Origin of the sequence: Sphingobacterium allocomposti (genome assembly GCF_008124885.1) — a bacterium.
Lineage (GTDB): Bacteria > Bacteroidota > Bacteroidia > Sphingobacteriales > Sphingobacteriaceae > Sphingobacterium > Sphingobacterium allocomposti.
On record NZ_VNHX01000021.1, the window covers coordinates 32,548 to 57,363 of the forward strand.

Sequence of the window (24,816 nt, forward strand, 5' to 3'; positions counted from 1 at the left end):
TTGCATCACGCTAAATCATATTTCTTCTCCAAAAGCATGGCGAGGTCAATGCCATTCGTTAGCTCTTCGCTGGCCTCTTTTTTCCAGAGCATATCGATGATAAGCAATAAAAATTGTGTCTCCAGCTCCGGATTACTGTACCCCAATTCAGTGAAAGCTTTAACTAAAATCGGCTGTACCGGCTTCATAAACTGTTCGTGCTGCTGCTTAGAAAAGCTGTTATGGGAAAGGCGTTCCTGCAGCTTCCAAAACATTGGCTCTTCAGTAACAAGCTTGCTCGGAAGCAGAATCATGTTCCGGAGAAAATCCTTGGGATTCTTGTACGTCATCATTCCGCGGTGATGCGACAGAACACGCCGGTATCCCGATTTAATAATGTGGGCCAGTAGGGAGTCCTTATTCCCAAAATGCTTAAAAATCAATGCCTCCGAAACGCCGGCTTCCAACGAAATCTCTTTGGTAGACGTGTCCACATACCCTTTCGTCGCAAATAACGATAGCGCCACCTTCATGATCTTCTCTTTACGGCTTAACGTCGTGTCTTTCATCTGAACCAATTTTTAACAAAGATAATCTAGTACATGACAAAATTAAAACAATAAAATGCGTCCTTGCGGGGGAGCGCTGTTGGGGAAGCACTCTTTCGTCTTGCAAGGACGGAAAACTATGCTTTATCATGTACGTACCCAAAGATACTATTTATATCGTCTAACCTCTTGCGATTTTTCTCCATCGACGCCGATCTCCAGCAGGAACCCGTGCACATCCAGAAAACAATGCCAGTCCGCACAACTCCCGCGATCAGTATAGCTGCCCGCCCCGCTGTAGGAACGCCTGCTTTTTACTTTCGAACTGCCGAGGGTCTATTGCTTTCGTGGCGTCTAGCAGTATACCGGTTTGGAAGCCCTCCGACAGACTGTCCATTGCTGTAAAGAACACGCAGTAGTCGGCAGCAAGGCCACAGACGTGAACCTCGTCAACGCCCATATCCTTCAGGAATCCGGAAAGCCCTGTCTTCTTCAACCGTCCGTTATCGTAAAATCCCGAGTAGCTGTCTATACGTTTATCCATACCCTTACGGAATATCGCGCCGATCTTATCTGTCCGCAATTTATCGGCAAACGAAGCACCATCTGTCTCCTGTACACAATGATCCGGCCACAGCACCTGTGGCAATCCATTTAACACGATAGTCTCAAAAGGGGAGTGGCCGGGATGCTGCGAAGCAAAGCTGCCGTGGTCGCCCGGATGCCAGTCCTGCGTAGCGACGACAATGTCATACCTTGACTGTAGCTCATTGATATAAGGAATAATGGTATCCCCATCAGCGACAGCCAGACGGCCTCCAGGCAGAAAATCTTTTTGTACGTCAACAATAATTAATGCGTTCATGTCGTCTAGTCGATTGTGAGCATATAGCCTATACCTCGTATATTGATAATTTTAATTTGCTCGTCCTTAGCCAGATATTTACGTATCCTACTTATAAATACATCGAGGCTCCGCCCTGTAAAGTAAGTATCTTCATTCCAATATGCGCGGATGATCTCCTCCCGGGGAACCACTTTGTCCTTATGTTCAAAAAGGCGCCGCAACAGCTCCATCTCCCGAAAAGAAAGATGTTCCCGGTCGTCGCCGATCGTCAATGTTGACTTTGCGGCGTCCAAGGTGTACTTTCCAATCCGATATTGTTTCGCTGACAGCTGAGCCGGCGCTCGCTTCCGCGTTAACGCCTCAATCCGGACGATCAACTCTTCTATTTTAAAAGGTTTACGCACATAGTCGTTCGCCCCCAGATGAAACCCTTTAACTACGTCCTCTGTATGTGTAAGCGCTGTTAAGAACAAAATAGGCGTATCGCTATCCATCTTTCTGATTTCCTGGGCGACCGTAAATCCATCCATAAGCGGCATCATTACGTCCAGTATGACAACATCCGGCCGCTGGTATTTAAATGCGACCAATGCGTCTCTACCGTTTTCCCTATGTATCACGCGGAAACCATGCGCTTCAAGGCTGTCTGCCACAATCAAAGCCAGGCTCTTCTCATCTTCAATATATAATACATCTATCATATCAGCCGTTCTTAGGAATTGTTAATACAAATGTACTCCCCCCTTTCAATTCACTTTTTACATGAATAGTTCCTCCGTGCTGCTCCACGACCTGCTTGACATAAGCCAACCCAAGACCGAACCCTTTTACCTCATGCAAGTTACCCTCCGGAACCCGATAAAACATATTGTAAATGTAGCCTATATGTTCCGGTGCAATACCCTTTCCCCGGTCGGCAACATGTAGCTGCATATGCGATGGCCCGTCGATTAGCTGAACGGTGATATAGACCGGGTCTCCGGAATACTTTATCGCATTATCCAACAGATTGCTCACGATATTCTTTATATGCGCTTCGTCTACGTGTATAAGATAGACGTCGAAGGGCGGCTCGAATGTAATAAACACCTCCTTTATTGTACTGATACGCGCTGTCTCAAGACAGTTCTGCACGAGAGAAACCATGTCCACCGGCCGCTTCTCCAGCCGGATGCCCTGCAGCTCGTCAACGTCCAGCTGCAGTACGCGCTCAATCATCGTATTCAGGTGTTCCAACTCGTTTTTGGATAGCTCCAGATAGGTATGCATGCGCTCCTTGTCATCTTTCGCAACGAACCGCTGAATAGCCTCGACAGCAGCCATCACTGTCGCTACCGGCGTCTTCAGCTCGTGCGTCATATTATTGACAAACGACTTTTGCAATAAGGCAAGCTGATTCTGTTTCCGAATGGTTTTTAGAAGATACAGAAAAGTACCGACCAAAGCTGTCAACAGCAAAAGGGACAATACAAACTGCAGCCCGAGCTGCCGAAGCAGATACGCCCACGGGTTTTGAAATTGTGCAATGAGAAACTGCTCGTGCTCCGGATTAATAAGAATAGGTCTCGTAATGAGATCCCCCCGCTTGTTCCGTTGGGCAATATACGCTTCAAACTGCTTTCTCGGAATTTCGTCGGTTGTCAGCTGAAAAGAGGTCCTAATGCCCCGCCGTGCAAGTGCGGCAGCCAGTCTAGGCTCCAGCGTATCCAACAGTTGCTCGTTAAAGTCTATCTTTTCCAAAAGGTAAAGAGGCAGCAACTGGTTGGGAGAATCTATATTCCTATCCTTGTCTCTGGAACGTCTCGTACGCCAACGGTGGTAATCCAACGTGTCCAACGTATATTTCAACGGATAAAGATCCAGGTCAGGATAAACCCGACGCATTAACGAAAGCAAACCTTTATGCCGTGTTTCCTGCAGGGAAGTATCATTTTTACGGGCAGGCGGAGCAAGTTCTTGCTGGTAGTAGTTTTGCAAAACGTTAAACAACGACCGCTCAGCCGTTCCTATAAAAATGTCCCGCTCGCTTTTGTAGCTTCCATAAAGCCATACCCCCAATACCAATGCTATCCCGGCAGCCGTTAAGACAGCAATGGCAAGCAGGATTTTATACTTTTTTAACATTATTAATACAAATTTAAATTAGTAGATTTGCAACGCACAAAAAATCGGACAGTTTTAACAAAATATAACACTGATTAACAATTCAATGCACCTTACAGAAGCCGAAATGGAACACAAGAACGTTGTACGTCTTTTTCTGCGACGTTTCCGCATCCGAGTTTTAACAAAATATAACACTGATTAACTGTCCTATTTGATTACTTTTGCTAGTCAAACATTAAGTATGAATCCATTTTTAAAGAGAAGTATTAACTATCCTGTAATAGCCCTTCTTTTATTAGTCATCACCGCTGCGTGTGACAAAGATATGAGTGTGATGTTAGATAATTCCACCACAGGAGATGTTGGGGTATCTTTTGTCGACTCTTTTACCGTGAACACATCGACCGTACAGTTAAGGGACATGCCTACTGCCGCGACGGGATCTATTCTGGTCGGAAAGGCAGCTCTCCCCAACAGCGGGTCCGTATCCTCTACTTCATACTTTCAGATAGGCTTTTCAAACTTTACAAACGATATCCCCCAAGACGCGGTATTCGATTCATTAAATCTTGTTCTTAAACCGCACTCCAGCCGATATTATTTCGGGGATACCACAAAGATACAGGAGATAAACGTACACCAGCTCTCGGAAACGCTGGAAACGAAGACCATAACGGGAGGTATCCAAAACCAAGCCATCCCCGTCTATGTAACAGGCGCGTCATTATTCTCAGATCAGCAATTCGCCTACACGCCTGATGCACTGGGAACATTACAATTCAACCCTCGCATCCGTTCCATAGATACGCTCGACATCAGACTAAATCAGACATTGGGGCAAAACTTGTTCGACTTGATTAAAGCAAACGACCTCCGCGTCAGTTCCAATGAAAATTTCAGGGAATATTTTAAAGGACTTGCACTGGTACCCGGCGATGACAACACTGTAGCCATAGCCTTCAACGATACTATACAAGTCAAAATTAACTATAGTTACGTAGGTACCGATGGATTTAAGAGGACAGGCGCCAAATCCTTAAGCATTGTTGACAGGAATTTCCAATACAACAATATCGAATACGATCGGACGGGAACGGCGTTCGAAACCTTATCTCCTGCCGGCGGCGGGCTTGCCGCATCGGCAACCGGAGGCCTAACCTACGTACAATCGGGCACAGGTGTTGTAGCGAAATTACAATTTCCATCGTTAAAAGAGTTCTTACAGGATGATAATATATCGGTTAATAGGGCGGAGCTAGTGGTTGAAACGTCGTCGCCTACTAATACGATGTACGGCATTCCGGAAAATTTAATGCTTTTCGTTGCCGATCATGACGGCGTGCCGACATCGTTTCTGTCAACGCCTTATGGTACAGGCATTCAGCAGGCGTCCTATATTCCCGGAAACCAAATGGGCGGAAATGGCTCTTATAGATTTAATATGATTGTCTATCTAAAAAATCTAAAATCATCTACGATATACGACAATACATCATTATACTTGAGCACCGGCACGCCAGCACTATTTAGCACATTGAATACTGCTTTTATTGCAACAGAAAACGAAAAACCGAAGATTAAATTGAATATATTGTACACTAAATTTAGATAATTTATGAATAAGAAAAATTGGCTATTGTTAGTCTTAGCCTGCGCTATTGCTTTTACATCATTCAACTCGTGTAGCAAAGATGATGAGGAGGATACTGATAGTGGGCCAACAGAGTGGGTAAGATCAATTGTATTTAAGAACGATCCTAGAAATGGCGCCGCCTCATTTACAATTAATAACGTTGCCTATGTTGTAGGTGGATTTGTTAGAAACGAAGGTGTCGTAAACGATGGTGCGGGTTTCAATGGATCGACCTGGAGCGACATAGCCGATTTTCCCGGTACAGCTCGCCAGATGGCGGTAGGGTTTGCCATAGACGGAAAAGGATATGTTGGAACAGGATCAACAGGTTCTGACGACCTAAACGACTTCTACAGGTTCGACCCTGCGACGAACACGTGGACTAAAATTGCTGATTTTCCCGGTAGAGCCCGGTATGGTGCTGTAGCGTTTACCTTGGGGAACTATGCCTATGTAGGTCTAGGTTCGACGAGAACGGACGCTAAGTTTAGCGATTTCTACCGGTATGACCCTGCAACAGATTCATGGACGGAAATCGATGTGCCATTTAAATACAAAAAAGCATTCGCCTTCGCTTTTGTTATAGGAAATAGAGCGTATGTCGGCGGTGGGTACGCGAACAGCGCATCGCTTCCAGAAGATTTCTATGCTTTCGACGGAACCAACTGGACACCATTAAACGATCTAAACCGTGCTGACGATAGCTATACGTATGACGCTAGAAAATATAATGCAGGATCGTTCGTTATCGGCAACTACGGTTATGTAGTAAGCGGAAGAACAGGTACGAGTGTTACAAGCTCTGTATGGAAATATGAACCGGCTACAGACTCATGGACGGACAAACACCAAGCGCTACCAGCTGACGCCCGTGAAAAAGGAGTTGCCTTTTCGCTAGACGGAAAAGGATATATCACGACAGGCGTTAACGGATCTTTTATCTTCGACAATACATGGGAGTTTACACCTGTACGTTAATACGCCCCTCTAAAATATAATGCGGAAGCCGCCTTCACATTGAGGCGGCTTCCTTTTTTATTACCCCATTGCATTTTATAGCGCCTACTTATGTCCGAAAGCCTGAAGCTTCGACAGAGCCTGTACTGAACCTGACAAAGCACTCAGCCTGACAATATCGAAGGGTGTTTCAACAACGATGGCGTTGTGAGCCCCGTCGAAGGATAGACATATCGCTCTTCGTCAGAGCCCAACATTGCCTCACAAGAAACAATTAACTGGTCGCCACGTTAAGAATCCGAAAGGGAATTTTAAAGCCGTTGATTTGTGAAGGTGTAAAAGAGTTGATCTTGGGAAGGGTCATACAACCATAGAAATACAGCATCCATATACGAATCCTTCATAGTCGAATCGTTCTTCCTCTCATAGGCTGTAGCCATGTAATCCCTCCGGGATTATTCGTCATGAATAGCAACGATTGATTTGATACGTTAAGCACTCTCCCTACGCGGGCTATCGCGGCGGCCTATATAGCGTACAACCGCAAAAATAAACCCGGCACCTTGTTATGCGCCGGGTTTATTTTTGAGTATCCTAAACGATTAGATCAACCCCTTCTTGTTTAATAGCTCGGCTATTTGGACGGCATTGGTTGCCGCCCCTTTTCTCAAGTTGTCTGCTACAATCCAGAGATTTAATGTTTTGTCCTGCGACTCGTCACGGCGTATACGCCCCACGAGCACTTCATCTTTACCGTGTGCATCTTTAGGCATCGGATACTTCAGGTTAGCAGGGTCATCAACCACAATGACGCCTTCCTGTGCTTCTAATAGCTGGCGCACCTCCTGAAGATCGAAGTCGTTTTCAAACTCAATATTCACGGACTCCGAGTGTCCGCCCATTACCGGTATACGAACGGTAGTTGCCGTAACCCGGATACTGTCATCGCCCATAATCTTGTTCGTTTCCTTGATCATCTTCATTTCTTCCTTCGTGTATCCATTTTCCTGAAACACATCAATGTGAGGAATGACATTCAAATCGATCTGGTAGGGATATGCTTTCTCGCCCTCTTTACCAGCACGCTCATCCATAAGCTGGTTTACCGCCTTCACTCCTGTTCCCGTCACAGACTGGTAGGTCGAAACGACCACGCGTTTAATTTTATATTTCTCGTGCAGCGGCTTGAGCACAACCACCATTTGAATCGTTGAGCAGTTCGGATTTGCAATAATCTTATCTTCCGCAGTTAAAACATCGCCATTAACTTCCGGAACGACCAACTTTTTTGTAGGATCCATGCGCCATGCAGAAGAATTGTCGACCACCGTGATCCCCGCCTCCGCATATTGCGGAGCAAACTCCGTTGACGTACCTCCTCCCGCGGAAAACAGCGCAACATCGGGTTGAAGAGCAATAGCTTCAGCTGGCGTCACGACCTTATACTTCTTCCCCTTAAACTCGATCTCCTTACCCTTACTCTTTTCTGATGCGACAGGAATCAATGCTGTTACCGGGAAATTACGTTCTGCTAAAACGGTCAAAATTTCTGACCCAACAAGGCCCGTTGCGCCTACTACTGCAACTTTCATAGTTTAATTAAATTTGTTTTGTTTGTCTATTAATGATTAAATTTTAAGATTTTACTCTAAGGTATCAAACATACAAAAAATACACGATTCCTTTTATAATTATTTTGTAAATTGCAATCAGACCGTGCTTTCTTTTTCAGACATTTAGCAGAATGCTTATTTTTCTAATAATCGAACAACAATTACCGTTATTTTTTTAGACGATTTCAATTGGGAGCGCTGTCCATCTGAGAAAGATCACGCATTACTTCAATTCCAAACCATTGGTTTTTTCTGGAACCGAAACTTAACAAAAGCTTCTTCCAGCAGATTAAATGAGAAACATAGGGCCTACCATACGCACCGCGGCCTTGTACACTTTGCACCTTGAAGGATAGGAGAGCGCACATCCACAACCCTCCACTGTATTCACTCTTGACAAAAAATCAACTATCTTTGTCCCAATGAAAGAGCGTATAATTATCATCGGGGCAAACGGCCAGATCGGATCCGAATTAGCCGTTGCCCTGCGCCAAAAATTTGGCACCGGAAACGTAATCACATCCGACATCCGGCACCCCGAAACACTAAAGGAAGGGGAGATTTTCGAGACGATTAATGTCTTAGATAAAGAAGCGTTGAAAAGCCTTCTGACCAAGCATCAACCCACACAGATATATCTCCTCGCCGCCATGCTATCCGCCACCGGCGAACAATACCCGCAAAAGGCGTGGGACCTGAATATGAACGGCCTATTAAACGTGTTGGATTTAGCACTGGAACTTGGCATAAAAAAGATATTCTGGCCAAGTTCGATCGCCGTGTTCGGACCACATTCTCCTAAGCAAAACACCGAACAGTATTGCATAATGGATCCGAACAGTATTTATGGCATCAGCAAACTGGCCGGCGAGCGTCTCTGCGAATACTATCACCACAAGTATGGACTAGATATCCGAAGCATACGTTATCCCGGCATTATCTCCTGGAAAACCGCTCCCGGAGGTGGAACAACCGACTACGCGGTACACATCTTCTTTGAAGCGTTGAAACACGGAAAATACAGTTGCTTCCTCTCTGCCGGCACTGAGTTGCCGATGCTTTATATGGAAGATGCTGTGCGTGGCACCATAGAGCTTATGGAAGCGCCGTCGGAAAACATCCGTATCCGCTCCAGCTATAATCTGGCAGGAATCTCTTTCACCCCCGCCCAAATTGCCGAAGAAATTAAAAAAATTCTTCCTAATTTTGAGATGTCTTACGTCGAGAACGATCCCCGTCAAGCTATTGCAGACTCCTGGCCTGCCAGCATCGATGATTCTTATGCTCAGCTGGACTGGGGATGGAAGCCAACATTTGACTTGGAAACCATGACAAAAGACATGATCAGAAACCTCAAAACAAACTAATACAAAATGGGTAGAGCCTTTGAATTCAGAAAAGAAAGAAAATTTAAGCGCTGGGCCAAAATGGCAGTACAGTTTACGCGTTTAGGAAAAGAAATTGCTATTGCTGTAAAAGAGGGCGGCCCCCACCCCGAAAATAACTCCCGTCTACGTACCGCTATCCAAAATGCGAAGGCGGTCAACATGCCAAAAGACCGCGTAGAAGCTGCAATTAAAAGGGCCTCTGAAAAAGACGCGAAGGGCTACGAAGAATATGTTTACGAGGGGTATGGCCCTCATGGGGTCCCTGTGCTTATCGAAACGGCAACAGATAATACCAACCGTACGGTGGGCAACATCCGTAGCTATTTTACAAAAGCGGGAGGATCATTGGGAAAAACGGGGTCGTTGGACTTTATTTTTCAACGTAAATCTATTTTCCGCTTCAATGCTACAGAAGACCTGGATGTGGAAGAACTGGAACTCGAGCTCATTGACGGCGGTTTAGAAGAACTTTACATAGAAGCGGACGAGGAAGGAAATGATGTTATTGTCGTCCAAACCTCGTTCGAAGATTTCGGAAATATGCAAAGTCTACTGGAAGAAAAGGGTATCGAAGTTAAGTCGGCAAAACTGGAAAGAATCGCATTATCCCATACAACGTTAACAGAAGAACAGGCTGCGGACGTACTCAAAATGATCGACAAGATCGAGGAAGACGATGACGTCCAAGCTGTATACCATAATATGGAGTAAGCTTTATACCGGCGATATAGGCTGTACGACGAAATTCCGCTCCGGAAAAAAGTTATATTTTATCCCGAGGTCGCGACAGCGTCTGTACTGTCCCTTCGGCAAGCTCAGCATGACATCGTCAGGCTGAGTCTGCCGAAGCCTCACGTGCCTAGTCCTACTGTTCCTTTTTGATAAAAATGCTTCATAGTGATACGCATTGCAACTCCGCATCGGCTGAAGGTTAACATGTAATTTCGTAGCAAGTTTATTAAATTTTTCTTAAATTTATCGTTTGAGATGGTAACGTTCGAGGAGTTTTTCACCAAAAAGAAAATAGACGTATCGCTTTTACAAGCTGATAACCGGCCCCTTTATGATGATTTCCGGCTTCATTATGCTTTAATGGGCGAAAAGAGCTTCGACCATACCAAGAAATTCTGGTTTAATAAACTCCGTCGGCAGTATCCGCTGCCAAAAGCAGCACCCGAACAAGCTGAGCGGGCCGATACGCAGGGGCAAGCCGACAGACAACGCACCAACACTGTTGCCGCCCCCCTGCAGAAGGAGGAGACATCCGAACACACGTCGGGCGGACCTACTTCAGCCACAAGGCAAAACGTCCTTTCCGATAGCCAGAACAAACCTGCCGGATTCAAGCCCCGGTTCAAAGCCGGCGTAACAAAAACCGCCGAACCCCAGCCCGCTGCCGAACAGAAATCCGACGCAGCGGCGCAGCAGGACAACCCGGTCAGCAAACCTGCCGGATTCAAGCCCCGGTTCAAGCCCGGCGTAACAAAAACCGCCGAACCCCAGCCCGATGCGGACCAGAAATCCGACGCAGACACGCAGCAGGACAGTCCGCCGGCCAGCAAACCTACCGGATTCAAGCCCCGGTTCAAAGCCGGCGTAACAAAAACCGCCGAACCCCAGCCCGATGCCGAACAGAAATCCGACGCAGCGACGCAGCAGGACAATCCGCCGGTCAGCAAACCTGCCGGATTCAAGCCCCGGTTCAAAGCCGGCGTAACAAAAACCGCCGAACCCCAGCCCGCTGCCGAACAGAAATCCGACGCAGCGGCGCAGCAGGACAATCCGCCGGTCAGCAAACCTGCCGGATTCAAGCCCCGGTTCAAGCCCGGCGTAACAAAAACCGCCGAACCCCAGCCCGATGCGGACCAGAAATCCGACGCAGACACGCAGCAGGACAGTCCGCCGGCCAGCAAACCTACCGGATTCAAGCCCCGGTTCAAGCCCGGCATGAAAGAAAATAAACCGACAGGTGACAATCCGTCCCAATAACAAAACTAATTACTATCGCAACTAATTGATTAACATATGTTAAAGGAAGAAAGACAAGCCTATATTATACACCAGATTAACCTACACAACAAGGTGTTATCGTCTGATTTAAGCGTACAGCTGAATGTTTCGGAAGATACCATTAGACGGGATCTTAACGAGCTGGCAGAAAACGGCCAAGTGCTCAAAGTATATGGAGGGGCACTATCCAAATCTTTTCAATTCCCTTTTCAGGAAGGAAACGTATACGCGAAGGAATCGAAAAAAGAAATCGCCAAAAAGGCAATCTCGCTCATTCAGAACGGAATGACCGTCCTGGTCGGCGGCGGCACCACGATGATCGAGTTAGCCCGCCTCGTGCCGAACGACATCCATTGTACCTTCTTCACGATCAGTCCGCTCGTCGCTCTAGAGCTCGCTGAAAAGGAAAACATCGAAGTTATTCTGATTGGCGGAAAACTATCCCGGAACACGAATATTGTCACCGGCTCCCAGGTGATCAATGAGCTTTCCGATCTACGCGTTGATCTCTGCCTGTTAGGAACCAACAGCTTGTCGCTTGACGAAGGTATTACTGACTCCGACTGGGAAGTAGTGCAGATCAAAAGAGCCATGATCAAGTGCTCTAAAAGTGTGGCAATCCTTAGTATCACGGAGAAACTCAATTCCAATCAGAAAATGCGTGTTGCTCCGTTGCGGGATGTATCCTATCTGGTCACCGACCTCGACCCGGGACACCCAAAGCTAAAGGAATTCTCAAAGTCATTGACCGTGCTATAACTAAAAAAGCTACTGATTCGCAGAAATTGATTAGGTTTGCAGGAAAAAGCAGCTATGCCCTCTACCGAGCGTGAAGAAAGTTTAAAAGCGAAAACAGCGAAGGGATTTTTGTGGGGAGGTCTTTCAAACGGGCTTCAACAGATTTTTGCCCTGGCATTCGGCATCGTCCTGGGACGTATACTCATGCCCGAAGACATGGGAATCGTCGGTATACTGACAATCTTCTCCGCCATAGCTGCTGCGCTGACGGAATCTGGATTTGTCAGTGCTTTAAGCATTAAGAGAGATATTACGCATAAAGATTATAACGCTGTGTTCTGGTGCTCCATTACCGTAGGCGCAGCGTTGTATGCCACCCTTTTCCTTCTCAGTCCGCTTATCAGCCGCTTCTTTGAGATTCCTGCACTCACCACACTCGCGCGGGTCGCATTTTTAAACTTTCTTATCAGCAGTTTCGGTGTATCGCACAGCGCCTACCTTAACCGGAATCTACTCATCCGCGAGCGGGGCATCGCGACGATGCTTGCTGTCGTCATTGGCGGCGTCTCAGGGGTTCTTGCCGCACTCTTTGGGCTTGGATATTGGTCGCTCATCGTCCAAAATCTCACATATTGCCTTATTGTCAACGCCAGCTTCGCCTATTTCTCTGCCTTTCGTCCCACCTTTCGCATCGACCTCCGGCCGATAAAACCACTCCTGCAATACAGCAGTAAGTTATTGATTACCAATGTTTTTATTAACATAAACAACAACTTTCTGACTACAATCCTTGGTAAGTTTTTCCCGACCGCCACTGTGGGACACTACAATCAAGCCAATAAATGGAACCTCATGGGGCAAACCTTGATATTAAGCATATCGAACAACCTAATACAGCCGCTAATGACTGAGGTTGCCCAGGGAGACGACGCCAGACGCATCCGTGTATTCCGAAAGGTGTTATCACTTATCTCGTTCATCACATTTCCGATGATGTTTGGACTGGCCTTAATTTCCCACGACTTTATCGTACTAACCATTGGCGCGAAATGGGCTACCAGTGCAGCATATCTCAAGGTGGTCGCTTTCGGGGGAGCCTTCGCCGTCGTTAGCAATGCTTTTTCGAATTATACGCTCAGCAGAGGAAACTCGACGGTGTACATGTGGAACATCATTAGTTTCGGACTACTGCAGGTGGCCCTGTTCTTTATGCTGAAGGATGTCAAGCTGCTTTATCTTCTCGGGGCCTATACCGTTCTTAACATGATATGGCTTAACACATGGTATATCATTTGCAAAGACAGCTTAAATTACAGCTTTTCCTTTCTGTTCAAAGATGTCTATCTATACGCGGCCACAGCGCTCATTAGCTTTATAGGCACTGCCTTATGGATAGACAGCCTCGCGGAACCATACATCCGTCTCTTTATGAGCTTGCTATCAATGGGAGGCATTTATCTGGCTCTATGTTTTTTCCATTCGCGATCAATGTTTCTCGAAATTAAAGATTTCTTTTTAAAAAAAATGTGATGAGGGTATTGAGTATTATTGTCTCCTATAACTTTGAACCATGGCTGGACAAATGCCTGTCGAGTCTGCTGAATTCGACATACCCAACAGATGTTATCGTAATCGACAATGCCTCGCGAGACAATACCGCCGTACAGATCCGTCAAAAGTACCCGGAGGTCCTATTAATCGAAAACAATGAAAACCTAGGCTTCGGCAGGGCGAATAACCTGGGCATCCAATATGCGCTCAAAAACAACTATGATTTTGTGTTCTTGGTAAATCAGGATGCCTGGGTACATCCAGATTGCCTCAACAACCTACTAAACACTTCGTATCCCGAACATGTAGGCGTCATCTCTCCGTTACATTACGACGGTACCACGCAAGCTCTAGATAAAGGGTTTAATCACTATATCCAGTCGCTCGATCTACGTCTCGAAAATACGACAGCCCCATTTATAAATGCAGCATTTTGGCTCATCCCCTCGACGACCCTCACGCGCATCGGTGCGTTTTCGCCGCTGTTCTATCATTATGGAGAAGACAAAGACTTCGCAAACCGCCTCCGCTATCATGGGCTCACGATCGCTGTAAACCAGCAGGCCATTGCTTACCATGATAGGCAATCCCGGCCGGAAAAGCTCCCGGAGACAGCCATTTATAAAAGCGAGTTTGTATATTTTCTGACCGAATACGCCAACATCAACTATACTTTTATAAAAGCATTCGGTTATTCCGTAATAGCGGCGCTAAAAAAAGCGGTTACTAAAAGTACTGCGCTTTCTTTCACTGCCTACATCCGAATATCCGTAGCCCTGATAGGACGGACGCGCGCTGTTGTCCGGACAAGAAAAGAAAATAAGGAATCCGGCAATGGACACAGGAAGTACATATAGCCGGCCATAGAGGGCATGTTTAATTTTTCGTCCATAATAGACCGCTTTTTTCTACTTTTGGCATATTTTTTCTTCTTTTGTTTTACATGCGAGATCTTGCCCCCATCATACTGTTTGTCTACAACCGGCCGAAACACACCCGGCGCACACTAACGGCGCTTGAAAAGAACCTTTTGGCAAAAGACTCACTGCTGTATATTGTTTCTGATGCACCCAAGAACGCAGACTCCGTGGAAGCTGTTAATGAAGTTCGCGCGGTTATTAGAGAACCATGGGAGTTTCAGCACATCACGATTATCGAACGTACCCGCAATTGGGGACTGGCCGAAAATGTGATCGACGGAGTGACAAGGATCATTAACGAACACGGAAAAGCCATCATACTGGAAGACGATCTGGAAACATCTCCTTATGCGCTTACCTACTTTAACGATGCACTGCTCCGTTATGCAGATGAAGAACGCGTCATGGAGATCAGCGGTTACATGTATCCGGTGCAGCACCCGAAGCGTCTGCCAAAGTCGTTTTTCTTCCGGGTAGCGAATAGCTGGGGGTGGGCTACTTGGAAGCGAGCATGGGATAAATTTAACCCCGACATCCACGAACTGACAAAAGACCTTAGCCGACAGGATATCCGCGACTTCACCATAGACGGCACCGAAAATTTCTGGAAACAGGTTAAAGAGTTCAAAGCCGGAAAAAATAATTCCTGGGCTATCCGCTGGTACCTTTCAATGTTTAAACACCGTGGGCTCGCTCTCTATCCCCGGACATCGATGATCCAAAATATCGGTACGGACGGCTCCGGTACCCATTCGGATATAGACAACGTATACCGGGTGGAGCTCGCTCAAAGTAAATTGAAATATTTTCCGACAGAAATAACGGAGAACCCGAAAGCCTATGCCGCGATTAAATATTTTTATAAGCACCGAAAGGGAAATCTGATCGAGCGGATAATCCGCTACATATTAAAAAAAACACGAAATATATAACCGTGACAAAACCAAAAATTTCCATTATCACCGTCGTTTTTAATAACGTCCGCGATATCGGGTACACACTCCGGTCGGTGGCGGATCAGACCTACACATCGGTTGAATACATCGTTATTGACGGTCTATCCACAGACGGCACCCTCGATGTCATCGAACAATACAGATCTCATATAGACATTCTTATCTCTGAAAAAGATAACGGAATCTACGACGCCATGAACAAAGGCCTCCGGCTTGCAACCGGAGATTACGTCCTGTTTTTGAACTCCGGTGATGAGCTCTATGAAAGCACGACCCTGGAAAAAATATTTAGCGGCAACGACCACGCCGACATCTATTACGGAGAAACAAAACTGGTAGACGAGCAGCGGAATGTTCTCGGCGACCGGAGGCATAAAACACCCGAGGTGTTTACGTGGAAGTCCTTTAAATACGGCATGAATGTCTGCCACCAAGCCATCTACGTGAGGCGCGAACTTGCAGAACCCTACGATACACAATACCAACTTAGCGCTGACATCGACTGGGTTATCCGCGCCGCAAAGAAGGCAAGGCACATTGTTAATGCTCATTGTTACGTCGCTAAGTATCTTGTCGGAGGGATGTCCCAACAACGTCACCGGCAAAGCCTGCAGGAGCGGTATCGTATATTTTCTAAATATTACGGCGCCATTCCCAATTTAATCAATCATGGAGTCATCGCTATCCGTCTACTCCTATACCGTTTAAAACATGGAAACACCAAAGAATAACCTGTTCGACCCGAATATTCTGGTCCAACTTGCAAATACGAAAATGCCTTTTGGGAAATACCAGGGATGGTTATTATGTAACCTCCCGGAACCCTACCTCGTATGGTTCCAACGGAAAGGCTTCCCACCCGGAAAGCTTGGTATGCAGTTGGCTACTCTCTATGAAATAAAAATTAACGGCCTCGAGCATCTGTTGAAGCCCCTGATCAAAAAGTGACTTCCCTCAGCCCACGGTCGTTTTTTTTTTCGTATCTTTGCGCTAACATTTTTTTAATCATTAAACGCCGTTTGCAGCGGTATCAATGCATATGAGTAAGTATCAAACACTGCTGTACTATTGTTACAGCCCCATCGAAAACGCCGAAGAGTTTGCGGCAACACATTTAGAATTCTGTAAATCTTTAAATCTTGTCGGACGCATTATTGTAGCTGACGAAGGGTTGAATGGAACGGTGTCCGGAACTGCGGAGGCCTGCCAGCGCTATATGGAAGCTGTGCACGCAGATCCCCGCTTCGCCAAGACTGATTTTAAAATTGACGATGTTGAGGAGCCTTCGTTTATCAAGATGCATTGCCGTTATAAGCCGGAAATAGTGCACTCCGGCTTACGGAATCCCGAAATCATCAATCCGAACAAACAGACGGGGAAACATCTGGAGCCGAAGGAATTTATGGAGATGAAAGATCGGGATGATGTCGTGATCCTTGATGTTCGCTCAAATTACGAGCACAGTGTTGGCCGGTTTAAAAACGCCGTAACGCTGGACATCGAAAATTTCCGTGAGTTTCCGGAAAAAGTAAAGGAACTCGAGCAATACAAGGGCAAAAAGATACTAACGTATTGCACTGGCGGTATCAAATGCGAGAAAGCATCCGCGCTGCTATTAAAAGAAGGTTTTCAGGACGTATATCAACTGCACGGAGGAATTATTAAATACGGAAAGGAAGCCGGAGGCAAAGATTTCGAAGGAAAATGTTATGTTTTTGATAATCGTGTCACCGTTGATGTCAACTCGGTTAATCCGACAATCGTATCGACCTGCAAAAACTGCGGAAAAGTTACCCCTAAAATGATCAACTGCGCCAATCCGGAATGCAACGAACATTTCACACAATGTGATGAATGTGGCTGGGAGATGAAGGGCTGCTGTTCGACGACCTGCATGGAGCATCCCCGCAGAAGGGAATACGACGGAACTGGTTACTATGTTAAGATACCGCAGCCTGTCAATGCCGAGAAAGTAAGCAAGAGAAAACACAAGAAGTTCTCTCCTCAGGAGCCGGCCTAGCCGTGCAAAAATATAAGGCTGATGGAGGTTCAGCCACCCTTATACAGAAGGAAGACGAAGCTATCTACGGCTTATACCGATAGATAGCTTCGTTTTTTTAGTGCCGCTCCCTTAACATAACAATGTCGTCCCGGTTGGCTGCACGCCCTTTTATAAAGTGGCAGATGAGGTCTGTACCGACCGGTCGACTTTTTTGACCAACCCTTGTAGTACGTTGCCCGGCCCGACCTCCACAAATGTATCTGCGCCGTCGGCCAACATGTGCTCTACAGTCTGCGTCCACCGTACCGCTCCGGTAAGCTGAGCTATTAGGTTGGCTTTGATCTGTGCGGGATCCGTGTATGCCTTGGCATCAACGTTTTGATAGATAGGACAAATCGGCGTGCTAAACTCTGTTGCTTCGATTGCCCTTTGCAGTTCTAGCTTTGCGGGCTCCATCAACGGCGAATGGAATGCTCCTCCCACATTCAACTTTAGCGCCCTTTTTGCGCCTGCTTCCGTCAATAAAGCGCAGGCTTTATCAATTCCTTCGACCGTACCCGAAATAACCAGTTGTCCAGGACAATTGTAGTTCGCCGGCACGACAATGTCTTCCACCTGTGCACAGATCTTTTCAACGGTTTCGTCATCAAGCCCAAGAATCGCGGCCATCGTCGATGGCTCTGCCTCGCAGGCCTTTTGCATGGCGTTCGCCCGTTGTGAAACCAGTTTAAGGCCGTCTTCGAATGATAGTGCTCCTGCAGCAACTAGCGCCGAGAACTCGCCCAAGGAGTGACCCGCGACCATCGCCGGCTGAAACCGTTCTCCCAGCGCTTTCGCAAGGATAACCGAATGTAGAAAAATGGCCGGCTGCGTTACCTTGGTCTGCTTTAAATCTTCGTCTGTACCAGAAAACATGGTGTCTGTGATACGAAAACCCAGAATGTCATTTGCTTTTTCAAACAATGCTTTGGAGTCCTCGCTCAGGTTATAGAGCTCCTGCCCCATTCCTACGAATTGGGCCCCCTGTCCCGGAAATATATAAGCTGTCTTCATTAAAAAACTAAAAAGTAAAAAATAACTTGTTAAAGATGGTATACTTCTCTATGCCTCTGAAATCACGGTCGCCGTGCATAACTGGGGATAAAAATAAAGATTATAGTTCATATGTAATAACACGGGGCCCGACAAAATCCGATTAGGCTCGTCATCGACCGCTTACAGACCTGCGGATATAGTGTAAAGCGGATTTGGTGATTAGAAGTGAGATATTAGATATTAGAAGTGAGAAATCAGGGGTTAGGGGTTAGGAGATAGATCGTGATTCGTGATTAGAAGTCAGAAACCGGTGTTAGCTTTACGAATCAGCAACCTTATCAACCTTATTAACCCTATCAACTTATCTAGCTTTACATCTTCACCAATCAACGACTTTACGGTTAATAGCCATTAGCCTCGCACTTCACAAATCAACGACTTTACAGCTTATAGCCATCTGCTATCTGCCATAAGCTTCCCTTAACCACTTTACTAATTATCAACTTTACGGCTTCACGCCTTTTTCGACGCCGGTCGCGACCAAAACCACAGCACAATCATCTCTCCGGGACAAAAGCCAGCGAACTCAGGTTCCGCTCATCAAAAACATCCTGCGCTATGTCTAGCAGATCCCCAGCGGACACGGCATCAATCTTGTCAAAGACTTCGCTCAATGAGATAACCCTGTCATAGTCCATAATATTTTTAGCAACGGCAATAATCATGCTCATCCTGTTTTCCTCAGCCAAGGCGATCTGACCTTTAAACTTATTTTTAGCTTTCAGCAATTGACCGTCCGAGATCGCTTTTGTGGTTAGCCTGTCAAGCTCCCTAAAAACAAGCTTTTTTGCCCGTTGTACCTTTTCCTCGTCCGTGCCGAGGTAAATCGTAAACAAACCCGTGTCCGAAAAAAGCGTGTAATTAGATTCTATGGTGTAGGCTATGCCATATCTTTCGCGGACGGACAAATTCAGAATCGAACTCATCCCAAACCCGCCCAGCATATTGTTCAACAACAATAAACCCGTCTTACGCTCGTCGTGTAAACCATATGCCCCTCCGCCCAACATATAGTGTACCTGATTAATTGGTTTCGCTATCTCCACATGCTCTTTGACAGTCAGACGTACCTCCCCCCGCTTCCGCGTAGGCTTATTTTCCTTGACCGGTTCGAAATAACGTCTTAACATCTTCTCCACCGTCTCCAATTTGTAGTCGCCCGTGATTCCGATGACTACTTCATGCGTGTGATAGTTTTGCTGTATAAATCGCTGTATACTTCCTTTATCAAACGTATGCAAGTCTTTTTCTAGCCCTAAAATGTTGTGTCCAAGGCCCGAGCCCCGGTAAATAAGATCTTCATAGTCATCAATAATAGATTCTTCCGGGCTATCCAGATAAGAAGCCATCTCATCCGCTATCACCCCCTTTTCCTTTTCCATCTCCTCTTCAGGGAAGGTCGAATGGAACATAATATCCTCGAAAAGATCGAGCGCCTTCCCGAGGTGGGGCTGGAGGATCGACGCATGTACACACGTATACTCCTTAGTCGTATAGGCGTTCAGATCGCCGCCAACCGCTTCCAAATGATTGAGGATCTGCTTCATGGAACGTCGTTCCGTCTGCTTAAAAAGAAGATGTTCAATAAAATGAGCTATCCCAAACATCCCTTCTTCCTCATCCCGGGAACCAGCATTGACGACGAGACATACGTGGGTAATAGGCGATGTTTGCCGATGAAACACCGCTCTAATTCCATTATCCAAACGGATAACTTCATATTCCATATTTTTCAAAATAAAATAAACAAGCCTAAACCCCTTGCCTCTGCGGGCGGTAGCCGCTGGCTTGATTAAAATCCAAGAGGCAAAGGTACGCAATAAATAGTTAACGGCTATAACCTCTTCCGATTACAGCCGTTAATGTACCGCACATATGTGATTATTTTTACATTCTAGGAGGACGCATGCCGCCAGGGAAACGATTTTCCTGTTGAGGCGCCATGCCCGAAAACTTCTGTAGCCTGAACGTAAATGTCAACATAAAATAACGTCCGAGCCTATTTGTCCGGCTATCCGTGATGAAGTAGTCGGATACCGTCCTCGAAATATTGGTCTGCTCATTGAGCAGGTCGAACGCCTGGAGACGAATTGTCCCACGTTGTCCTTTTAACAGACGCTGTTCGAGATATGTATTGATAATGAAGGGATTCTGATTAAAATTGCCATAACCGTTATTAAACGTTTTCGACAAGTCCACGCCAAAGATAGTCGTCGGCGTCAGGTTGACCGATCCAATCAGGTTCGGCGTCCATGACGACACGGCCCTATTGCCCGCGCTGGAAGACGTATTATCGGTTACATTATAAGAATAGCGTACTCCCGGATTGATTTCTAGGTTTTCAGACGGATTGTAACGGAACATCAGCCCCTGCATAAACACCCAGTTGTTCGCTATATTTTTTTCTCCTTCGACCGCGTCGGGATCGCTCGAGATATAGGAGATATTCTTATTAAAATTCACCGACCCCATTAACATGATATTATACGTCTTCTCCTTTAACGATTTCCCATAGTGGTAAAACGAGTTTACACCGTAAACGTTATCATCCGACGCATTTAAATATCGTATCTCCTGAAACGAACCTACCGTAGGGTCTGCATAAATTTTGTTAAACCCGACGATCTTGTTATTCGTTAAGTTGGCATTTAGCATGGCGAAAAACGTGTTCCCCTTCTGGAAGTCGCCACTACGGTACCGGACACGCATCTGATGTTGAAACTCCGGATCGAGGTTTGGATTACCAATAACCGTATTGGTTCTGTTGGTACTAACTTCAAACGGAAGTATCTGCGATACCCCCGGCTCCGTAGCGGACCCGGAATAATTGATGCTTATATTTTTTTGTCGCGAAAATTTATATTCAAAGCGCACGATCGGAATAACGTTAAAATTCCGCCTGTCAATAATCGCCGATTCCGACGTACTGAAGGCATTTCCGCTTAATATCGTTGGCATAACAGCCGCACCGATCGAATACACCATTTTCTCGCCGCTATGGATAAAACTAGCTCCTACGCGGTGTGTAGAAAACGAATAATCGTAGTTATAGTCGTAATTAAGCCGGGGATCATTGATGATGCCGCCGAGACGATCATAGCCGTTTTGTCTATTATTATTATCGTAATCATTAACATTAAGATCGTAGGTGAACTCTAACCGCCCCGTTTCGCTTAAGGGTTCGGTATACGACAACGTTCCGCCTGCATTCCAGCTCTTGTTCATCACCTCCTGAACAGTGAGTTCATAGATAGAATCAAGAGAGGCATCCGGATCCGTCTGGCTGGCAACGAGATTATCCAGCACGCGATTGAAGTCGCTTTCTGTCGACGCATTATCATAATTAAAATTGAGGAATAAATTCCGGCCTTTGTCATTGAGCTTCCGGTTGTATAAACCGCTAATACTATAACGCGGCGAATAGGTCTCTGTCATGGTCTGCTGACGCTGTATATTGTTCAGTACGTCACCAAAAAAGATCGTCCTGTTATCAAAGGCCCGGCCGTCGTTATTGTCTATGCCAAACTGGGGAGTTAGTTTTATATAATCTTTATCCGAAATATTCCATTCTAAATTAGCTTCGAAACGGTGGTTCGCCCGGATGCTGTTGTTATCAGAGTTCGCCTCGTCACGCTGGTCCAAACCAAAATTATAGGTGCTCGTGGTCGACAACGTTGTATTATCATCACGCCCAAAAGAGTAGCTTCCGTAAACTTTCAGCTTGTCGCTAAAGTCATGCCGGATATTAACACCGATAGAGCCTGTATTCGTCAATCCTTGCGCATTGTTCCAGCCCCCGCCCCCGGGGCGTCCTCCTCCGCCTTGTCTACGGCGGGCCCCACCCCCCATTGTATTGAAGTCGAAGAGCTGCGCATTCATATTGTTCAAGTTGGCCAGGACAGATACTTGGGACTTATCCGTCAGGCCCATCCACATTCCCGTTGCCTGATAGCGGTCTTCTGTACCATACCCGGCTCGTAAGGTAGTCATATACCCCTTGTTGTATTGCGGGTCAATCTGGATATTTAACACCTTCTCAGAGCTTCCCGTTCGGTTGCCTGTCAAATTAGCCATGTCTCCATAGTCGTCCACGACCTGGATCTTTTGAATAATATTAGCCGGTAAGTTTTGGGTTGCCGTTTTTACGTCTCCGCCGAAGAAGTCCTTGCCGTTAATCCGAATACGGGTGACAGACTCGCCCTGGGCTGTAACATTACCGTCTTTATCAACTTCCACTCCCTGCAGCTTTCTCAGCGCATCTTCGGCAACAGATCCTTCCCGCAGTTTCAGATCCTTGGTAGAATACTCCACTGTATCGCCCTTAACCTGTACAGTCAGAACGCCATCTACGACCACTTCTTCCAACATATTCGCTATCCCTTGCAGTTCGAAAGAGGAAAGAACCATCTTCTCCTGACCTGCCGGGAACGTAAATTCCCTCTCAAACGGTTCAAAGCCGATGCTACGCACTCTAATGGTAAACCGATCGGATTTCACGTTTTCGAACGTAAAGATTCCGGCGGGAGAGGAACTCGTGCCTAACGTATCCTTCCCGTCGACCAGCTGTACTGAGGCACCCGCGACCACCCGCGATTCTTTGTCCCGCAACATTCCCTGTACCGTCCTGCCTCGCTGGGCATATGCCCCTGTGACGGAAAGGGTAAGAAAAAAAAACAAAACTACCGTTACAATTCTCATATTATTCATCTTCTCATCTTTAGTTAATTGTGGTTTCGAGCCACACCTCCATCGTAGGTCGGTCCTTTCCTGAATTTCCGCGCTTTACGGCGTACGGACTACGTTGCATGGCCGCCCGCGTGCTGGCTGCCTTGGGAAGCTGCAGTAGTGAAAAACCGTCGTAAATACCTATCTTCAATTGTATCAGCTGGCCACTATCCCGCTGCAACAGCGCTTTGGGCAACACAGCTTCGTAATATAATACATCGTCCTCGATCTTGGCAACGGCTTTTACACCATAATGGTTCTGCAGCGATAGTATGCCATCCGGAACCGCACGAAAGCCCCGTGCAAAATAGCCTCGGGAACGGCTTATTAGTTCACTCTTTACATCCGTGGGAGACCCGAAATCCTGACTTTGTATAGCCCGCTTCACCTCTCTATCCGGATGGGGAAATAGTAACACCGCATCCTGCTGATTTTTTCTTTCAGCCAACATGCTAAATAAAATGCCATTTCTGACGGCCGCTAGCTGCAGCGCCGGATCTGCCACCCGGACAGCCACATAAAGATTTAAATCATCCTGACCAAGCTGATACGACCAAGGGCCTTCAGGGGCCGCGTCGACCAATGTAGGCCATTCCGACAGATCTCCATCGATAGCTGAAGGGAGAAATTGTCCGATCTGAAACGGTTGCTTTTTTTGAGCGGACGCCGAAAGAAAACCGAATAAGCATAGTAAACCGACAAAAATCTTTCTCATATTCGCTTTCTTGTTTAATTGAGCTGTCTTTTATTTTAATTACAAAGGAAATAAGAAGAAGTGTAAATTAGTGTAAATAGGGTGCAATAACAGATAAGTTACATCGATTTTGCCCCTTACGGGCACTAATCGGCAACAAACCGGGCATTAATTGATATTTTTTGTAATTTCGTACCATGTTACTTTCTACGTTCCAACATGAGTTTATCGAAGCTGGCTGTGACGAAGCAGGAAGAGGATGTCTGGCGGGACCGGTATTTGCCGCCGCTGTTATCTTTCCTCCAGACTACCGCAACGCGCTGCTGAATGATTCTAAACAACTGTCGGAAAAAAAGCGTACCGAGCTCCGCCCGATTATCGAGCGCGAGGCACTGGACTTCGCCGTAGCAAGTGTGTCTGCTGAAGAGATCGATAAGATAAATATTCTGAACGCCTCTTATTTGGCCATGCATCGGGCGCTTGATAGCTTAAAAACAAAAGCGGCTTACATCATTGTCGATGGAAATCGCTTCAAGCCGTATCAAAATATCCCGCACCAATGCGTCATAAAGGGCGATGGCAAATACCTCTCGATCGCCGCAGCATCCATATTGGCCAAAACCTATCGCGACGAATATATGGATGGTCTGTCAAAAGATTTTCCTCACTACGACTGGTTGTCCAACAAGGGATACCCAACGGTAAAACATCGGAACGCCGTCCTTGAGTTCGGCATCTCTCCACATCATCGAAAAACTTTCAGGGTTACAGACCCTCAATTGAAACTATTCTAGTTAATTGGAAGTGAGAATTTAGATTTGAGTAGTGAGACGCAAGATCTTGCGTCTCCACAGCTATCTGCCCTTAGCCATTAGCTTCCCTCAACGACTTTACAAAGTAACAACTTCACGCCTTATAGCTATCTGCCGTAAGCTATCTGCCCTTATTAACTTCACGACTTTACAAATCAACGACTTCACGCCTTATAGCCATCTGCTATCTGCCATTAGCTATCTGCCCTTATTAACTTCACGACTTTACAAAATCAACGACT

The 24,816-nt window shown here is 46.3% G+C and carries 22 protein-coding genes; 13 read left to right on the forward strand and 9 right to left on the reverse strand.

The annotated features are described in order from the left end of the window. Window positions 1-5: 5 nt before the first annotated feature. From BC792_RS14210 to BC792_RS14225, 4 genes are all read right to left on the reverse strand, one after another. Window positions 6-548, reverse strand: coding sequence for a TetR/AcrR family transcriptional regulator (locus tag BC792_RS14210; RefSeq protein WP_148909676.1), 543 nt, complete (start codon window positions 546-548; stop codon window positions 6-8). A 253-nt stretch (window positions 549-801) separates the two neighbouring features. After that, entirely contained in the window at window positions 802-1,392 is a 591-nt protein-coding gene (gene pncA / locus BC792_RS14215) for a bifunctional nicotinamidase/pyrazinamidase (protein ID WP_148909677.1), read from the reverse strand. Between the two features lie 5 nt (window positions 1,393-1,397). Further along, the gene (locus BC792_RS14220; RefSeq protein WP_148909678.1) at window positions 1,398-2,075 is read right to left on the reverse strand and encodes a response regulator transcription factor; all 678 of its coding nucleotides are present in this window, start codon (window positions 2,073-2,075) and stop codon (window positions 1,398-1,400) included. Window position 2,076: 1 nt separating this feature from the next. Then, complete coding sequence (locus BC792_RS14225; protein ID WP_148909679.1) at window positions 2,077-3,498, reverse strand: sensor histidine kinase; 1,422 nt, start codon at window positions 3,496-3,498, stop codon at window positions 2,077-2,079. A 223-nt stretch (window positions 3,499-3,721) separates the two neighbouring features. Here BC792_RS14225 and BC792_RS14230 point away from each other — a divergent pair, with 223 nt between their 5' ends. Both BC792_RS14230 and BC792_RS14235 read left to right on the forward strand, forming a co-directional pair. Beyond that, window positions 3,722-5,092: a DUF4270 family protein gene (locus BC792_RS14230; protein ID WP_148909680.1), complete on the forward strand. Its 1,371-nt coding sequence runs from the start codon at window positions 3,722-3,724 to the stop codon at window positions 5,090-5,092. A 3-nt stretch (window positions 5,093-5,095) separates the two neighbouring features. Further along, entirely contained in the window at window positions 5,096-6,091 is a 996-nt protein-coding gene (locus BC792_RS14235) for a Kelch repeat-containing protein (protein WP_148909681.1), read from the forward strand. A gap of 581 nt (window positions 6,092-6,672) precedes the next feature. Here the strand turns inward: BC792_RS14235 and BC792_RS14240 are convergent. Then, window positions 6,673-7,662, reverse strand: a complete 990-nt coding sequence (locus BC792_RS14240; RefSeq protein WP_148909682.1) for an aspartate-semialdehyde dehydrogenase — start codon at window positions 7,660-7,662, stop codon at window positions 6,673-6,675. A gap of 443 nt (window positions 7,663-8,105) precedes the next feature. Here BC792_RS14240 and BC792_RS14245 point away from each other — a divergent pair, with 443 nt between their 5' ends. The 10 genes from BC792_RS14245 (at window position 8,106) to trhO (ending at window position 17,266) form a co-directional block, all read left to right on the forward strand. After that, window positions 8,106-9,050 carry an NAD-dependent epimerase/dehydratase family protein gene (locus BC792_RS14245; RefSeq protein WP_148909683.1) on the forward strand — a complete coding sequence of 315 codons (945 nt, stop codon included), beginning with the start codon at window positions 8,106-8,108 and terminating at the stop codon, window positions 9,048-9,050. Window positions 9,051-9,056: 6 nt separating this feature from the next. After that, window positions 9,057-9,782 carry a YebC/PmpR family DNA-binding transcriptional regulator gene (locus tag BC792_RS14250; RefSeq protein ID WP_148909684.1) on the forward strand — a complete coding sequence of 242 codons (726 nt, stop codon included), beginning with the start codon at window positions 9,057-9,059 and terminating at the stop codon, window positions 9,780-9,782. A 276-nt stretch (window positions 9,783-10,058) separates the two neighbouring features. Next, window positions 10,059-11,060 carry a hypothetical protein gene (locus tag BC792_RS14255; RefSeq protein ID WP_148909685.1) on the forward strand — a complete coding sequence of 334 codons (1,002 nt, stop codon included), beginning with the start codon at window positions 10,059-10,061 and terminating at the stop codon, window positions 11,058-11,060. A 36-nt stretch (window positions 11,061-11,096) separates the two neighbouring features. Further along, window positions 11,097-11,840, forward strand: a complete 744-nt coding sequence (locus tag BC792_RS14260; protein WP_148909686.1) for a DeoR/GlpR family DNA-binding transcription regulator — start codon at window positions 11,097-11,099, stop codon at window positions 11,838-11,840. A gap of 36 nt (window positions 11,841-11,876) precedes the next feature. Then, a complete protein-coding gene (locus BC792_RS14265; RefSeq protein ID WP_148909687.1) occupies window positions 11,877-13,349 on the forward strand; it encodes a lipopolysaccharide biosynthesis protein in 1,473 nt (490 codons plus the stop codon). Then, window positions 13,349-14,227, forward strand: coding sequence for a glycosyltransferase family 2 protein (locus BC792_RS14270; RefSeq protein ID WP_148909688.1), 879 nt, complete (start codon window positions 13,349-13,351; stop codon window positions 14,225-14,227). The genes BC792_RS14265 and BC792_RS14270 overlap by 1 nt, the downstream gene beginning before the upstream one ends. Before the next feature lie 86 nt (window positions 14,228-14,313). After that, window positions 14,314-15,222 carry a glycosyltransferase gene (locus BC792_RS14275; protein WP_148909689.1) on the forward strand — a complete coding sequence of 303 codons (909 nt, stop codon included), beginning with the start codon at window positions 14,314-14,316 and terminating at the stop codon, window positions 15,220-15,222. Window positions 15,223-15,224: 2 nt separating this feature from the next. Next, entirely contained in the window at window positions 15,225-15,977 is a 753-nt protein-coding gene (locus BC792_RS14280; protein WP_148909690.1) for a glycosyltransferase family 2 protein, read from the forward strand. Further along, complete coding sequence (locus BC792_RS14285) at window positions 15,958-16,194, forward strand: DUF3820 family protein (RefSeq protein ID WP_211357547.1); 237 nt, start codon at window positions 15,958-15,960, stop codon at window positions 16,192-16,194. Before BC792_RS14280 ends, BC792_RS14285 begins: the two co-directional genes overlap by 20 nt. Before the next feature lie 91 nt (window positions 16,195-16,285). Continuing rightward, window positions 16,286-17,266, forward strand: coding sequence for an oxygen-dependent tRNA uridine(34) hydroxylase TrhO (gene trhO / locus BC792_RS14290; protein ID WP_148909691.1), 981 nt, complete (start codon window positions 16,286-16,288; stop codon window positions 17,264-17,266). A 150-nt stretch (window positions 17,267-17,416) separates the two neighbouring features. On the opposite strand, the gene fabD is transcribed toward trhO, so the two are convergent. The 4 genes from fabD to BC792_RS14310 all read right to left on the reverse strand — a co-directional run bounded on the left by fabD (window position 17,417) and on the right by BC792_RS14310 (window position 23,783). Then, complete coding sequence (gene fabD, locus BC792_RS14295) at window positions 17,417-18,301, reverse strand: ACP S-malonyltransferase (protein ID WP_148909692.1); 885 nt, start codon at window positions 18,299-18,301, stop codon at window positions 17,417-17,419. Window positions 18,302-18,840: 539 nt separating this feature from the next. Beyond that, entirely contained in the window at window positions 18,841-20,070 is a 1,230-nt protein-coding gene (locus tag BC792_RS14300; RefSeq protein ID WP_211357548.1) for a M16 family metallopeptidase, read from the reverse strand. A gap of 160 nt (window positions 20,071-20,230) precedes the next feature. Then, window positions 20,231-23,050: an outer membrane beta-barrel protein gene (locus tag BC792_RS14305; RefSeq protein WP_246155095.1), complete on the reverse strand. Its 2,820-nt coding sequence runs from the start codon at window positions 23,048-23,050 to the stop codon at window positions 20,231-20,233. Between the two features lie 10 nt (window positions 23,051-23,060). Then, window positions 23,061-23,783 (reverse strand): hypothetical protein, encoded by a 723-nt coding sequence (locus tag BC792_RS14310; protein WP_148909694.1) that lies wholly within the window; start codon window positions 23,781-23,783, stop codon window positions 23,061-23,063. Window positions 23,784-23,959: 176 nt separating this feature from the next. On the opposite strand from BC792_RS14310, the gene BC792_RS14315 reads away from it, so the two are divergent. After that, window positions 23,960-24,556, forward strand: a complete 597-nt coding sequence (locus BC792_RS14315; protein ID WP_148909695.1) for a ribonuclease HII — start codon at window positions 23,960-23,962, stop codon at window positions 24,554-24,556. The last annotated feature ends 260 nt before the right edge of the window (window positions 24,557-24,816 follow it).

What these genes read in the sequence shown, in the direction of transcription:
- BC792_RS14210 (WP_148909676.1), bottom strand. Translation starts at nt 548, where the DNA reads ATGAAAGACACGACGTTAAGCCGTAAAGAGAAGATCATGAAGGTGGCG.
- pncA (WP_148909677.1), bottom strand. Translation starts at nt 1,392, where the DNA reads ATGAACGCATTAATTATTGTTGACGTACAAAAAGATTTTCTGCCTGGA.
- BC792_RS14220 (WP_148909678.1), bottom strand. Translation starts at nt 2,075, where the DNA reads ATGATAGATGTATTATATATTGAAGATGAGAAGAGCCTGGCTTTGATT.
- BC792_RS14225 (WP_148909679.1), bottom strand. Translation starts at nt 3,498, where the DNA reads ATGTTAAAAAAGTATAAAATCCTGCTTGCCATTGCTGTCTTAACGGCT.
- BC792_RS14230 (WP_148909680.1), top strand. Translation starts at nt 3,722, where the DNA reads ATGAATCCATTTTTAAAGAGAAGTATTAACTATCCTGTAATAGCCCTT.
- BC792_RS14235 (WP_148909681.1), top strand. Translation starts at nt 5,096, where the DNA reads ATGAATAAGAAAAATTGGCTATTGTTAGTCTTAGCCTGCGCTATTGCT.
- BC792_RS14240 (WP_148909682.1), bottom strand. Translation starts at nt 7,662, where the DNA reads ATGAAAGTTGCAGTAGTAGGCGCAACGGGCCTTGTTGGGTCAGAAATT.
- BC792_RS14245 (WP_148909683.1), top strand. Translation starts at nt 8,106, where the DNA reads ATGAAAGAGCGTATAATTATCATCGGGGCAAACGGCCAGATCGGATCC.
- BC792_RS14250 (WP_148909684.1), top strand. Translation starts at nt 9,057, where the DNA reads ATGGGTAGAGCCTTTGAATTCAGAAAAGAAAGAAAATTTAAGCGCTGG.
- BC792_RS14255 (WP_148909685.1), top strand. Translation starts at nt 10,059, where the DNA reads ATGGTAACGTTCGAGGAGTTTTTCACCAAAAAGAAAATAGACGTATCG.
- BC792_RS14260 (WP_148909686.1), top strand. Translation starts at nt 11,097, where the DNA reads ATGTTAAAGGAAGAAAGACAAGCCTATATTATACACCAGATTAACCTA.
- BC792_RS14270 (WP_148909688.1), top strand. Translation starts at nt 13,349, where the DNA reads ATGAGGGTATTGAGTATTATTGTCTCCTATAACTTTGAACCATGGCTG.
- BC792_RS14275 (WP_148909689.1), top strand. Translation starts at nt 14,314, where the DNA reads ATGCGAGATCTTGCCCCCATCATACTGTTTGTCTACAACCGGCCGAAA.
- BC792_RS14285 (WP_211357547.1), top strand. Translation starts at nt 15,958, where the DNA reads ATGGAAACACCAAAGAATAACCTGTTCGACCCGAATATTCTGGTCCAA.
- trhO (WP_148909691.1), top strand. Translation starts at nt 16,286, where the DNA reads ATGAGTAAGTATCAAACACTGCTGTACTATTGTTACAGCCCCATCGAA.
- fabD (WP_148909692.1), bottom strand. Translation starts at nt 18,301, where the DNA reads ATGAAGACAGCTTATATATTTCCGGGACAGGGGGCCCAATTCGTAGGA.
- BC792_RS14300 (WP_211357548.1), bottom strand. Translation starts at nt 20,070, where the DNA reads ATGGAATATGAAGTTATCCGTTTGGATAATGGAATTAGAGCGGTGTTT.
- BC792_RS14305 (WP_246155095.1), bottom strand. Translation starts at nt 23,050, where the DNA reads ATGAATAATATGAGAATTGTAACGGTAGTTTTGTTTTTTTTTCTTACC.
- BC792_RS14310 (WP_148909694.1), bottom strand. Translation starts at nt 23,783, where the DNA reads ATGAGAAAGATTTTTGTCGGTTTACTATGCTTATTCGGTTTTCTTTCG.
- BC792_RS14315 (WP_148909695.1), top strand. Translation starts at nt 23,960, where the DNA reads ATGTTACTTTCTACGTTCCAACATGAGTTTATCGAAGCTGGCTGTGAC.